We start from the raw sequence: 12422 nt of genomic DNA, 5'->3' as shown, positions 1-12422 counted from the left end.
ACGGTGCGTCAGAAGTGTGTCACGGGCGGGCGGAATTGGGCAGTGCAGGAGACATGACACGACTCACCCGCGCAGTACGCGGTCTCGTCACCGCCCTCGCCGCAGTGCTGGCCGTGACCGCCGGCTCGGCCACCGCCCGGGCGGAGACCGGACCCAGGGCACCGAAGGACTTCGTGGCCCTGAGAACCGTCGACCCGACGATCCTCCAGGAGATGCGCTACTTCACCCCGCACAACTTCGTCGGCGAGCGCATCGACGGCTACGACCAACCGATCTGCATCCTCACCCGGCCGGCCGCCGAAGCCCTCCACAAGGCCCAGCTGAAACTGCTGCGCAGGGGATACACCCTCAAGGTCTACGACTGCTACCGGCCCCAGCGCGCCGTGAACCACTTCGTCCGCTGGGCCGAGGACCTCGACGACCAGGCGATGAAGGGTGAGTTCTATCCGAACGTCGACAAGACCCGGCTCTTCGAGGACGGCTACATCGCGGAGAAATCCGGCCACAGCCGTGGCTCGACGATGGACCTCACCATCGTGCGGCTCCCGGCGAGGCCGACCCGGCCCTACCACCCGGGAGAGCCCCTCGTGCCCTGCTACGCGCCGAAGGACGAACGCTTCCCGGACAACTCCGTCGACATGGGCACCGGCTTCGACTGCTTCGACACCCTCGCGCACACCCTCGACCCGCGTGTCCAGGGCGAACAACGCGCCAACCGCCTGCTGCTCAAGAGCACCCTGGAGGGCCTGGGATTCGTGAACCTCGCAGAGGAGTGGTGGCACTACACGTACAAGCCCGAGCCCTACCCGGACACCTACTTCGACTTCCCGGTCTCCTGGAAGTCCCTCGCCGGCCGCCATTGAGCAGCCTCCGGAAGACGCCCCTCCACTGATCGGATACAGTCCGCCGCGTGTCCGAAACTCAATCCATCCCCAACTCCGCCCCCGGCTCGCATTGTTCGAGCTGCGGAGCGCCTTATGGAGAGGGCGTCTCCGGCTGGCCGCGCACCTGCCCGGCCTGCCACGCCGTGGCCTACCGCAACCCGCTGCCGGTGGCCGTCGCACTCCAGCCCGTGTACGACACCAAGGGCACGGCCCTGGTCGTCATCACCCGAACCGTCGCTCCCGCCAGCGGAGGCATCGCCTTGCCCGGCGGCTTCATCGACGACCGCGAGGACTGGCGGCACGCCGTCGTCCGTGAGCTGAAGGAAGAGACCGGCATCGACGCGGCGAGCCGCGACGTACGCCTCGTCGACGCCATGAGCTCGCCGGACGGCCATCTGCTGCTGTTCGGAGCCCTTCCGGAACGCCCGGCCGACGGTCTGCCCCCGTCCGCCGCCACGGACGAGACGGAGGGCTGGCACCTCCTGCGCAGGCCGCAGGAGCTCGCCTTCCCGCTGCACACCCTGGCGGTTCGCGCCTGGTTCGAGGGTCGCTACATCTGAGCTCAGCGCTCCCCGAGACCCCGTACACGCACCGGGTAGGGCGGTTCGGACGAGCCGCCCTCACCCGCTGCCTCGACCACCAGCCGCCTTCCCCGGCTCTTCCAACGGGTGACGTAGCGCTCGAGTTCCGGCTCGTGCCGGCCGTCGCCGCCGTCCGGGACCACCAGCCCGCCCCCGCTGCGGCCGCGAGCCGGCGCCCACACCTCCAACTCCAGTCCGCCGTCGTCCCCGCGTACGGGGATGACGGCACCCGCGCGCGCGAACACCGGTATCCGCGACAGGGGTGCGTCCACCAGCACCTGTGACGGCCCCTCGTACATCTGCTCCGTGACGGTGTCGTACCAACGCCCCCGCGGCAGCTGCACCGCGCGCCGGTCGGCCCCCGGGTCGAGCACCGGCGCCACCAGCAGGCTGTCGCCCAGCAGGAACGCGTCCTCGCAGTCACGCAGCGCGCGGTCCTCGGGCGCGTTCCACCAAAGGGGCCGCACATAGGGCGCTCCCGTGCGCCGGGCCAGATGCGCCAGGGTCACGAAGTACGGCAGCAGCCGCCGGCGCTCGACGAGCGCCACGCGCGCGTGCTCCAGCACCTCGGGCCCGAACTCCCAGGGCTCCCGGCGACCGGCGCGCAGGCTCGCGTGCGTGCGGAACAGGGGCAGATACGAGGCGAGTTGGAGCCAGCGCAGATACAGCTCGGGCGACGGACTGCCGTCGAAGCCGCCCACGTCCGGCCCCGAATAGGGCACTCCGCACAGTCCGAGCCCCATGACCAGCGACAGGGACGCCCGCAGACCGGGCCAGCCCGTCGCCACATCGCCGGACCAGGTCCCGCCGTAGCGCTGCATCCCGGCCCAGCCGGAGCGGGAGAAGACGAACGGCCGCTCCTTGGGGGCCAGTTCGAGAAGGCCCTCGTAACCCGCTCTCGCCATGCACAGGGCGTAGACGTTGTGCGCCTCGCGGTGGTCCCCGCCGCGGCCCTCCAGGCAGTGCCTGGCCGAGCGCGGCAGCGTCGACTCCCCGAACGCGGCGAACGACGTGGGTTCGTTCATGTCGTGCCAGAAACCCGCGAACCCCTGGGCGAGCCGCTCCTCGTAGAGCCCGCCCCACCACTCACGCACGCGCGCGTGCGTGAAGTCGGGGAAGACCACCTCCCCGGGCCACGCCACGCCCCGCACGAGCTCTCCCGAAGCGTCCCGCACGAACGCGTCCAGGGTCGTCCCGCCGTCGTACACCGCGTTGCCCTCCGCGGCCTTCACCGCAGGGTCGACGATCGACACCAGCCGGATCCCGTCGCGGCGCAGTTCCTCGGCCAGCAACGGCAGCTTGGGGAAGCGCTCCTGGTCGACGGTGAACACCTGGTGCTCGTCGAGGTGGTCGATGTCGAGGTGGACCGCGTCCAGCGGCAGTCCCCGCTCCTGGTAACCCGAGACGATCCGGCGCACCTCCTGCTCGCTGCCGAAGCCCCAGCGCGCGTGGTGGTGGCCCAGCGCCCAGGTGGGCGGCAGCGCCGGCGCGCCCGTCAGCGACGCCCAGGCGAGCAGCACGCGCGCGGGGGTGCCCACCATCACCCAGCAGCGCAGCGGACCGCCCGCCACCCGAAGCTCGCTCGTGCCCGCCCTGTCGTGCCCGGAACCGGCCCCTTCCTCGCCCTCCCGCAGCGTCACCGTGCCGTCCCACGTGGTGTCGTGGAACACCAGATGAGTGGCCGCGTCGGACACCACCAGCTGCACCGGCATCGTGATGTACAGCGGATCGTCGGCGGGGCCGAAGGCGCGGCCGGGGTCCGTGTTCCACAGGCGGTAGGTCCCGGCACGCAGCCGCGGGCCCGACGCCCGCCCCCCGAGTCCGAAGAAACGCGCGTCGGCGGGCACCTCCGAGCGCTGCATCCATCGCGCCACCCCGCCGCCGACCGGCTCCCACCAGCGGGGCGGCAGATCACGGCGCAGTGTGACGCCTCCGGGCGTCCGCACCTCGACCGCGCCGTGCCGTGAGACGACCACCGTCACGCGCTCGGCCACTACCCGCCAGCCGCCGTCCTTGTCCGGTTCCAGAACCGCCCGTGGGTCCGCCTCCGGGCAGCGCCCGAGGAGCGCGTAGGACGGCTCCGGAGCGGCCCCGTCCCAGCCCCAGAACACCGCGCCGTTCACGGCGACCAGGATCCGCAGCTCCGAGCGGTTGAAGCGGATGACACCGCCGCCCGGGCCGGGCTCCACCTCCCGCACGGGCCCGGGCACCCGCGCGCGCTCCGGACCCCGCGGCGGCAGCGCGCCCGCGTCGGCACGCCTCCTGCGCCACGCCGCCTTCACGGTACGCAACCTCTGGGCCGCCCCCACCGAACCGACCACCCTCACCGAACGCACCAGGTCACGACCGTCCATGCTGCTCACCCTGCCATTGACCGCGCCGAACAGGGGTGTCGTTCAACTTCCGTTCACCCGTGCTAGGACCACATCTTCACGACACGGACTATGTGGGGCGCACCCTGGTGTAGAAGTCGATCACATGGCATCGTCCGTGTCATCGCGTCACGCGCACACCCCAGCCCGTGCGCGACAGACGCATACGAAGCGCACAGTCCGGGAGCCGCCCCATGTCGACCGTGAACCCCCAGCCGCTCTGGCAGCCAGATCCGGGACGCATCGCCCAGGCACAGGTCACGAAGTTCCAGGCCTGGGCGGCCCGCGAGCACGGGGCTCCGGCCGAGGGCGGCTACCCGGCACTGCACCGGTGGTCCGTCGACGAGCTGGACACCTTCTGGAAAGCCGTCACCGAGTGGTTCGACGTGCGGTTCTCGACGCCCTACGCGCGCGTACTCGGCGACCGTTCGATGCCGGGCGCCCAGTGGTTCCCCGGGGCGACCCTGAACTACGCCGAGCACGCCCTGCGCGCGGCCGCCACCCGCGCGGACGAACCGGCCCTGCTGTACGTCGACGAGACCCACGAGCCGCGCCCCGTCAGCTGGTCCGAACTGCGCCGCCAGGTCGGCTCCCTGGCCTCCGAGCTGCGCGACCTCGGCGTTCGCCCCGGAGACCGCGTCAGCGGCTACCTCCCGAACATCCCGCAGGCCGTCGTCGCTCTCCTCGCCACGGCCGCCGTGGGCGGCGTGTGGACCTCCTGCGCGCCCGACTTCGGGGCCCGCAGCGTCCTGGACCGCTTCCAGCAGGTCGAACCCGTCGTCCTGTTCACCGTCGACGGCTACCGCTACGGCGGCAAGGAGCACGACCGCCGCGAGATCGTCGCCGAACTCCGCCGCGAGCTGCCCACGCTGCGTGCCGTCGTTCACATCCCCCTGCTGGGCACGGAGGCGCCCGAAGGCGCCCTCGAATGGTCGGCGCTGACCGGCACGGACACTGAACCGGTGTTCGAGCAGGTGCCCTTCGACCACCCGCTGTGGGTGCTGTACTCCTCGGGCACGACCGGCCTGCCCAAGGCCATCGTGCAGTCCCAGGGCGGCATCCTCGTCGAGCACCTCAAGCAGCTCGGGCTGCACTGCGACCTCGGCCCCGAGGATCGTTTCTTCTGGTACACGTCCACCGGCTGGATGATGTGGAACTTCCTCGTCTCCGGCCTGCTCACCGGCACCACGATCGTCCTATACGACGGCAGCCCCGGATACCCGGACACGGGCGCCCAGTGGCGCGTCGCCGAACGCACGGGAGCCACCCTCTACGGCACTTCGGCGGCCTATGTCATGGCCTGCGCCAAGGCCGGCGTCCACCCCGGGCGCGATTTCGACCTGTCCAAGGTGCGGTGCGTCGCCACCACGGGATCACCGCTCCCGCCGGACGGGTTCCGCTGGCTGCACGACGAGGTCCGCGACGACCTGTGGATCGCCTCCGTCAGCGGCGGCACGGACGTGTGCTCCTGCTTCGCGGGAGCCGTACCGACCCTGCCCGTGTACATCGGTGAACTCCAGGCGGCCGGCCTGGGCACCGACCTGCAGTCCTGGGACCCGAACGGCGAACCCCTGACCGACGAGGTGGGCGAACTCGTCGTCACCAACCCCATGCCGTCGATGCCGATCCGCTTCTGGAACGACCCCGACGGCAGCCGCTACCACGACAGCTACTTCGACACCTACCCCGGCGTGTGGCGGCACGGCGACTGGATCACCATCACCTCGCGAGGCTCCGTGGTCATCCACGGCCGCTCCGACTCCACCCTCAACCGCCAGGGCGTGCGCATGGGCTCGGCGGACATCTACGAAGCCGTCGAGCGCCTGCCGGAGATCAAGGAATCCCTCGTCATCGGTATCGAACAGCCCGACGGCGGTTACTGGATGCCCCTCTTCGTGCACCTCGCCCCCGGAGCCACCCTGGACGAGGCGCTCCTGGACCGCATCAAGCGGACCATCCGCGAACAGCTCTCACCGCGCCACGTGCCCGACGAGATCATCGAGGTCCCCGGAGTCCCGCACACGCTCACCGGCAAGCGCATCGAGGTCCCCGTCAAACGCCTCCTCCAGGGCGCCCCGCTGGAGAAGGCGGTCAACCCGGGCTCCATCGACGACCTCGAACTGCTGCACTTCTACGAGGACCTCGCCCGCAAGCGCTCCTGAGACGGCGCCTACCCCCCGTAGGTGGCCTCGGACTCGCCGAGCACGGCGGCGAAGTCCGAGGCCAGCCGTGCCGCGTCGGCCGGTTCGAGCTCGGCGACGGAGATCCGCACGCCCGGCGCCGACGACAGCCGGAACCGGGCCCCCGCGGCCACCCACCAGCCGTACGACCGCAGCCCGTTCACGACGGCGGACTCGTCCCGCACGGGCACCCACACGTTCATCCCGCTCGACCCGTGCGCCCCGATCCCACGCTCCCCGAGCTCGTCGACAAGAGCCCCGCGGCGCAGCGCGTACGTCTCACGCGCGCGTGCCACCAACGCGCGCGTGCCGTCGTCCGTCAGCAACCCGTGGACGATCTCCTGAAGGAGATGGCTGACCCAGCCCGACGTGAGCAGCAGCCGGCCGTCGTGTCGGGCCAGCGTGGTCGCGTCGCACGCGGCGGCGGCCCACCGCAGATCCGTCCCGAGGAACTTGCTGACCGTCCGCACATGCACCCAGCGCCGCAGGCCCCCTCCGGCGAGCGTGTGCAGCGGGGCGTTCGCCACGGCGGAGGCATGGTCGTTCTCGACGACCAGCACATCCGGCCGGTCCCGCAGCACGTCCACCAGCGCGTCCCGGCGTGCCGCGGAGAAGCGGCCGCCGTACGGATTCTGCGCCCGAGGGCTGCACACCACGGCACGCGCACCGGCCCGCAGCGCTTCGTGCAGGGCATCGGGACGCAGCCCCTCGTCGTCGACGGCCACCGGGACGCTCCGCAGCCCCAGGGCCGTGACCAGGTCCAGGAGATGGTGATACCCGGGGTCCTCCATCGCCACGGCGTCGCCGGGCCGCAGCTCCACGGAGAGCAGCCGCCCGATCAGATCGAGCGCCCCATGAGCGAACGTCACATGGTCCACAGGCACACCGTCCGGCCCGACCCATTCGCGCACGGCCTCCTCCAGCCGCGTCAGCCTGGGCGCCGAGCGGTGGGCCCGCACCCCGGGAGACAACCGTGAGGGCGGTACGAGAGCGGGGAGCTGCGCGGGATCGGGGTGTCCGCCGGACAGATCCCGCAGCCCCTCCGGAACTCTCGGAGGCCGCCGCGATGCCACGGAAGGGGCCGGCGCCACCACGGTCCCACCCCTCCCGCGCGTGACCACGATCCCGCGCTGCCGCAGCTCCTTGTAGGCCGTCGCGACCGTGCCGGGACTGACCCCGAGGTCGTCCGCGAGCCGCCGCACGGGAGGCAGCGCCGTCTCCGGCCCCAAGGCGCCCTCGGCCACGGCCCGTTCCACGGACGCCGCAATCCCCTTGGCCGTCGCACCAGTGATCCCATATTGTGTTGCCACGTTGGAAATTATGTATCAGTACATAATCGAAGGCAAGGGGGAGCAGTGCATCCGATGCGCCGCGCAGCCGCATGGTCGAACCGGATACCCGGAGGACGAGACGGGCGAAGAATGCTCGCCATCGCCCTCGTGGACCGCGTCGGCAGCGGCCTGTGGGCCTCCGTCTCCGTCCTGTACTTCACCTACGTCTCAGGGCTCTCCCTGGCCCAGGTCGGCACGCTCGCCGCCACGGCCGGAGCCATCGGAATCGCCGGAGCGCCGCTGGGCGGCCGCATCGCCGACAGATTCCCGCTCACCCGCGTCCTGATCGCCGTCCAACTCCTGCGCGCCCTGAGCTCCTTGGCGCTGCTGACGACGAACGACTATCCCCTTCTGGTCGCCTTCGCCGCCGTGGGCGGCCTCGGAGACCGCGCGGCCAGCGTCCTCACCAGGCTCTACGCCACCCGCATCGCCGGACCGGACCGCGTCCGCTACCAGGCCGTCCAACGGACCGTGGCCAACGCCGGCTGGGCACTCGGCGGCCTCGCGGCCGCAGCCGCCCTGGCCCTCGGCAGCACCGCCGCCTACCAATGGCTCCTCGCCGGCGACGCGCTGTCCTTCCTCGCCTCGGCCCTCCTCACCCTGCGCTGCGCAGAACCCCCCTCCGCCTCCCGCACCGTCACCACCTCGAAGGACCCGGCCCCCAGCACCAGGACACCCAGCCCCTGGCGCGACCGCACCTACCTCGCCTACGTCGCCACCGAGACCGTCCTCTTCCTCGACGACTCCGTCTTCAAGGTCGGCCTGCCCCTGTGGATCGCCCACGCCACCCACGCACCGCACGGCCTCGCGCCGTTGCTGCTGGTGCTCAACAACGTGATGGTCGTGGCCCTCCAAGTCCCCCTCGCCCGGTTCGGAACCAGCACCGTGGCCGCCCGTGCCCTACTGCTCCCGCTCGCCGCCGCCTTCGCACTCGCCGGCGTCGCCATGGCCCTGTCCGCCACCGGCGGAACCGTGGCGGCCACGCTGCTCCTCACCGCGGCCGCCACCGCCTTCACACTGGCCGAGATCCTCCACGCCACGGTCTCCTGGGAACTGTCCGTCGCCCTCGCCCCCGAGACCGGGCAGGGCGCCTACCTCGGCGTCCACGGCCTGGCGCAGTCCGCCCAACGCAGCATCGGACCACTCGCCGTCACCGCGGCCATCGCCACCGGCCCCGCCGGATGGAGCGCCTTCGGCCTCGGCATCGCCCTGACCTGCGCAATCCAGCACCGCCTGGTCCGCGGCCGCCTCGCCCGGACCGCATTGTCAGTGCCGCCGGTTACTTTGAGTGAGTATTGATCGACTGTGCTCAGGGGGAAACATGGCGCACACCGACCACCAGACCATGCGACGCGTCCTGCGCCGCGAAATCGCCGGAACCATCGGCCTGCTCACCGACGAACACGACTTCCGGGCCATGCGGCGCTACCGCAGCTTCACCTTCGACAGCCACCAGATCTACCTGCAACAGGTGGAAGCACTCCTGAAGACCCGCGCCTCCCAGGGCAGCCACACGACGGTCGCCCTCTTCGACCCTCAGGAGTACGAGGAATACTGCGCGGAAACCGGCCTCGACCCCGACATCCCGTCGAGCCGCACCCGCTTCACCGCGGAACTGGCCACCACCGGCCCCACCGTCCCCTACCAGGGCCAGCCCCTGGCCGACCTCGTACCGGCCCTCGTCGACGAAGCGGTCCGACAGGCCACCTGGGAGTACGCGTCCACACTGCTGGCCCGGCTCGGCGCCTGCGCCTCCTGCGGCGAGGACATCGGCCGCGCCGCCTTCACCCGCGCCTCCGACCTCCTCGTCCGCATCCTCGACACCGCGGGAGCGGGCAACCGACACCTCGTCTGCAGCGTCTCGGCCACCCCGGAAACACTCCTCGCGGTCCTCCACGCGGACGCGGACGACAACGGCGCCCTGCAACTCGACGAAGCCGAAGCCCTCGAATTCACCACCGTCCTGGCACTGGGCATCGCCACCCGTAGCCCCGGCGGACTCGTCATGCGCACCAGCGCCCCCGGAACCACCGACCGCGTGTACGGCTGGCGCCTACGCGGCGAAGGCCTGGCACCCCTCACCGCCGGCGAGGTCTTCGACGCCTACTGCACCGACATCGAATCCGGCGATCTGATCTCACCTGAGTCCGACGTCGACTACTGCGTACCGCCCGACCTCGGAGAGGAGCGGGAGACAGGCGGTCATCACCACTGAACAACCGAAAGGGGCGCCCCACCCGCAGGTGGAGCGCCCCTCAGGAACCGCAAAGCCGGGCCCTACTCGCCGGACAGCACCGCCTGAGCCGCGCTGCGCGCCTCCTCGGCGCTCTCCGTGGCACGAGCCGCGGCAGCCGCCCGCTCGCACTGGGCCAGCGTGTACTTGGCCAACGTCGCCCGGACATAGGGAATCGACGCCGCACCCATGGAAAGCGAGGTGACACCGAGACCGGTCAGCACACAAGCGAGCAGCGGGTCGGACGCGGCCTCACCACAGACACCGCAGCTCTTGCCCTCGGCCTTCGCGGCCTCGGCGGACAGCGCGACCAGGTCGAGCAGCGCGGGCTGCCACGGATCCTGAAGGCGGGACACCGCGCCCACCTGACGGTCGGCGGCGAACGTGTACTGCGCGAGGTCGTTGGTGCCCAACGACAGGAACTCGACCTCCTGCAGGATCGAACGCGCCCGCAGCGCGGCCGACGGAATCTCGACCATCGCCCCGAACTTCGCCCGCAGCCCCGCCTCGCGGCACGCGTCGGCGAACGCCTTGGCGTCGGCACGGTCCGCCACCATCGGCGCCATGACCTCGAGATACACCGGAAGGCCCTCGGCGGCCTTCGCCAGCGCCGTCAGTTGGGTGCGAAGCACCTCCGGGTGGTCCAGCAGCGTCCGCAGACCACGCACACCCAGCGCCGGGTTCGGCTCGTCCGCCGGGGTGAGGAATTCCAGCGGCTTGTCCGCGCCCGCGTCCAGCACACGCACGACGACGCGCCCCTCGGGGAACGCCTCGAGCACCTGACGGTACGCCTCGACCTGCTTCTCCTCCGACGGCGCGTTCTTGCTGTCGTCCAGGAAAAGGAACTCGGTGCGGAACAGACCCACACCCTCGGCCCCGGCCTCCACGGCGGCCGGCACGTCCGCCGGACCACCGACGTTGGCCAGCAGCGGCACCTTGTGCCCGTCGGAGGTCGCGCCCGGCCCGGTCGCCGCGGCCAGCGCCGCCTTGCGCTCGGCGGCCGCGGCCTGAAGCTGCGCCTTCTTCTCCGAACTCGGGTTCACGAAGATCTCGCCGGTGCTGCCGTCCACGGCGATCACCGTGCCCTCGGCCAGCTCGCAGGCACCCGGCAGCGCCACCACGGCCGGGACACCGAGGGCCCGCGCCAGAATCGCGCTGTGGCTCGTCGGCCCGCCCTCCTCGGTGACGAAGCCGAGAACCAGGGTCGGGTCCAGCAGAGCCGTGTCGGCCGGCGCGAGGTCACGTGCGATGAGGACGTACGGCTCGTCGCTGTCGGGGACACCGGGCATCGGCACCCCCAACAACCGGGCGACGATACGATTCCGCACGTCATCCAGGTCGGCCACCCGGCCGGCGAGGTACTCCCCGGCACCGGCCAGCAGCGCCCGATACGCGGCGAACGCGTCGTACACGGCACGCTCGGCCGTGCTCCCGACGGCGATGCGCCGTTCCACATCCGCCATCAGCTCGGGATCCTGGGCCATCATCGCCTGGGCCTCGAGCACCGCTTGGGCTTCGCCGCCCGCCAGATTGCCCCGCGCCATCAGATCGGCCGCCACGGCTTCCACCGCCTTGCGGGCGCGCCCCTGTTCGCGCTCCGCGTCCTCGGCCGGTATCTGCTTGGCAGGCGGCTCGAGCACCGCCGTTCCCATGTGCCGAACCTCGCCGATCGCCACTCCGTGGCTCACGCCGACGCCTCGCAGCGTTGTCTCCATCTCACCCGTCTCCGATAGTGCGGCGGGTCCCGCCGCCGCGGTGGTTGTCGTACTTGCCGTCATAGGACGGTGCTGACGTCACTTCCAGACGAAGAGACTGTCGCCGGCCTTCACATCGCCGCTGTCACGGAGATCGGAGAGCGCCTCCGCCGTGGCCTCCAGGGCCACGACCGGGCACACCGCGGACTTCCCGGCGGCCTCGACCGCGGCCGGGTTCCAGCGCACGACGCCCTGACCGCGGGTGACGGTGTCGCCCTTGTTCACGAGCAGCTCGAAGCCCTCGCCATTGAGCTGCACGGTGTCGATACCGAGGTGGGTGAGTACTCCGTGCCCGTGCTCGTCGACGACGACGAACGCGTGGGGGTGCAGAGAGACGATGACTCCGTCCACGGGAGCGACCGCCTCGGAGGGCTCACGGACGGGGTCGATGGCCGTCCCCGGGCCGACCATGGCCCCGGAGAAGACCGGATCCGGCACAGCGGCCAGTCCGATGGTGCGTCCTGCCAGCGGGGACGTCACGGTGGTCATGGGAGCCTCCCAGGGGTGGAGATTCATATACGGGTCGTCACTGTCTGTCCCTGACGACGCACTGTGCAGCAGCGTATGTCAGATGAAGTGGCGGTTCCGCATGGAAGATACCGGCAAGAGGTCTAGACCACCAGTCCAATGGATTTGCACCGGCTTCCGGGCCCCATGTACAGTCGTACTCCTGCTTGAGACCGAGCGACGCGATCACGTGTCCTTGATCGGCAGGACCCATAACTCGTCAGATCCTATCCCGGGGTCTCCTTCTGCATGTCCGCAGGAGGGTGGTCAGGGAGACGGAAAAACACTGATAGAGTTTGGAACACCGAAGGGAAGCCCGGAGGAAAGCCCGAGAGGGTGAGTACAAAGGAAGCGACCGTTCCTTGAGAACTCAACAGCGTGCCAAAAGTCAACGCCAGATATGTTGATACCCCGACACCGGGATTTCCTGGTGGCGAGGTTCCTTTGAAGAAAACACAGCGAGGACGCTGTGAACGGTCGGGCTTATTCCGCCTGACTGTTCCGCTCTCGTGGTGTCGACCGGCTGTATTAATTTACTGGCCGAGTAAACATTCACGGAGAGTTTGATCCTGGCTCAGGA

The 12422-nt window shown here is 70.6% G+C and carries 9 protein-coding genes; 5 read left to right on the top strand and 4 right to left on the bottom strand.

Features of this window, described 5'->3' with window-relative positions:
• Window positions 1-53: 53 nt before the first annotated feature.
• Both ACIGDI_RS21585 and ACIGDI_RS21580 read left to right on the top strand, forming a co-directional pair.
• Complete coding sequence (locus tag ACIGDI_RS21585; RefSeq protein WP_399898945.1) at window positions 54-863, top strand: M15 family metallopeptidase; 810 nt, start codon at window positions 54-56, stop codon at window positions 861-863.
• 47 nt (window positions 864-910) lie between these two features.
• On the top strand, window positions 911-1444 hold the full coding sequence (locus ACIGDI_RS21580; RefSeq protein ID WP_399898942.1) for an NUDIX domain-containing protein: 534 nt from the start codon (window positions 911-913) through the stop codon (window positions 1442-1444).
• 2 nt (window positions 1445-1446) lie between these two features.
• Here the strand turns inward: ACIGDI_RS21580 and ACIGDI_RS21575 are convergent, their stop codons facing one another.
• Window positions 1447-3819 (bottom strand): glycoside hydrolase family 31 protein, encoded by a 2373-nt coding sequence (locus tag ACIGDI_RS21575; protein ID WP_399898939.1) that lies wholly within the window; start codon window positions 3817-3819, stop codon window positions 1447-1449.
• Window positions 3820-4031: 212 nt separating this feature from the next.
• Between ACIGDI_RS21575 and ACIGDI_RS21570 the strand changes: the two genes are divergently transcribed.
• Window positions 4032-5999, top strand: a complete 1968-nt coding sequence (locus ACIGDI_RS21570) for an acetoacetate--CoA ligase (RefSeq protein WP_399898936.1) — start codon at window positions 4032-4034, stop codon at window positions 5997-5999.
• Window positions 6000-6007: 8 nt separating this feature from the next.
• On the opposite strand, the gene ACIGDI_RS21565 is transcribed toward ACIGDI_RS21570, so the two are convergent.
• A complete protein-coding gene (locus ACIGDI_RS21565) occupies window positions 6008-7327 on the bottom strand; it encodes an aminotransferase class I/II-fold pyridoxal phosphate-dependent enzyme (RefSeq protein ID WP_399898933.1) in 1320 nt (439 codons plus the stop codon).
• Window positions 7328-7438: 111 nt separating this feature from the next.
• On the opposite strand from ACIGDI_RS21565, the gene ACIGDI_RS21560 reads away from it, so the two are divergent.
• Window positions 7439-8647 carry an MFS transporter gene (locus ACIGDI_RS21560; protein ID WP_399898930.1) on the top strand — a complete coding sequence of 403 codons (1209 nt, stop codon included), beginning with the start codon at window positions 7439-7441 and terminating at the stop codon, window positions 8645-8647.
• A 22-nt stretch (window positions 8648-8669) separates the two neighbouring features.
• On the top strand, window positions 8670-9563 hold the full coding sequence (locus ACIGDI_RS21555) for a hypothetical protein (RefSeq protein ID WP_399898927.1): 894 nt from the start codon (window positions 8670-8672) through the stop codon (window positions 9561-9563).
• Window positions 9564-9625: 62 nt separating this feature from the next.
• Here the strand turns inward: ACIGDI_RS21555 and ptsP are convergent, their stop codons facing one another.
• Together ptsP and ACIGDI_RS21545 are read right to left on the bottom strand one after the other, a co-directional pair.
• Window positions 9626-11296 carry a phosphoenolpyruvate--protein phosphotransferase gene (gene ptsP, locus ACIGDI_RS21550; RefSeq protein ID WP_399900001.1) on the bottom strand — a complete coding sequence of 557 codons (1671 nt, stop codon included), beginning with the start codon at window positions 11294-11296 and terminating at the stop codon, window positions 9626-9628.
• Window positions 11297-11374: 78 nt separating this feature from the next.
• Window positions 11375-11824 (bottom strand): PTS glucose transporter subunit IIA, encoded by a 450-nt coding sequence (locus ACIGDI_RS21545; RefSeq protein ID WP_399898924.1) that lies wholly within the window; start codon window positions 11822-11824, stop codon window positions 11375-11377.
• Between the last annotated feature and the right edge of the window lie 598 nt (window positions 11825-12422).

Origin of the sequence: Streptomyces sp. NPDC085900 (assembly GCF_044540925.1) — a bacterium.
GTDB lineage: Bacteria > Actinomycetota > Actinomycetes > Streptomycetales > Streptomycetaceae > Streptomyces > Streptomyces gilvifuscus.
Note: the sequence above shows the minus strand (reverse complement) of the source record. Positions and strands in the feature narration are given on the sequence as shown.

Coding starts and splice junctions, on each gene's coding strand:
- ACIGDI_RS21585 (WP_399898945.1), top strand. CDS start 54: ATGACACGACTCACCCGCGCAGTACGCGGTCTCGTCACCGCCCTCGCC.
- ptsP (WP_399900001.1), bottom strand. CDS start 11,296: ATGGAGACAACGCTGCGAGGCGTCGGCGTGAGCCACGGAGTGGCGATC.
- ACIGDI_RS21555 (WP_399898927.1), top strand. CDS start 8,670: ATGGCGCACACCGACCACCAGACCATGCGACGCGTCCTGCGCCGCGAA.
- ACIGDI_RS21570 (WP_399898936.1), top strand. CDS start 4,032: ATGTCGACCGTGAACCCCCAGCCGCTCTGGCAGCCAGATCCGGGACGC.
- ACIGDI_RS21575 (WP_399898939.1), bottom strand. CDS start 3,819: ATGGACGGTCGTGACCTGGTGCGTTCGGTGAGGGTGGTCGGTTCGGTG.
- ACIGDI_RS21560 (WP_399898930.1), top strand. CDS start 7,439: ATGCTCGCCATCGCCCTCGTGGACCGCGTCGGCAGCGGCCTGTGGGCC.
- ACIGDI_RS21545 (WP_399898924.1), bottom strand. CDS start 11,824: ATGACCACCGTGACGTCCCCGCTGGCAGGACGCACCATCGGACTGGCC.